At 68.5% G+C, this 270-nt stretch carries 1 protein-coding gene; it reads right to left on the minus strand.

Going from position 1 to position 270, the window contains the following annotated elements; genetic code table 11:
- On the minus strand, positions 1 to 270 hold a 270-nt coding region (locus tag SB764_RS40520), incomplete at both ends, for a zinc-binding dehydrogenase (protein ID WP_410866830.1).

A 270-nucleotide genomic window follows, 5' to 3' on the forward strand; every position in this document is an offset into this window, starting at 1 on the left:
GTTCACCACCACGTCCACGCCGCCTTCGTTGGTGCGGCGCTGCGGCTTGCCGTACTGCGCGATGGCCCACTTGGAGAAGTCCGTCTCGCGGTAGTTGATGACGTGATCGGCGCCAAGCGCCTTCAGGGCCTCGGCTTTGGCGTTGGTGCCGGCGCAGGCGATGACCTCGGCGCCAAGCAGCTTGGCGAGGATCACGCTGGCGGTGCCCACGCCGCCGCTGGCTCCCAGGATCAGCACGCGATCGCCGGCGCGCACGGTCTGATGCGTGAT

The organism is Paraburkholderia sp. SIMBA_027 (genome assembly GCF_046535315.1).
Lineage (GTDB): Bacteria > Pseudomonadota > Gammaproteobacteria > Burkholderiales > Burkholderiaceae > Paraburkholderia > Paraburkholderia tropica.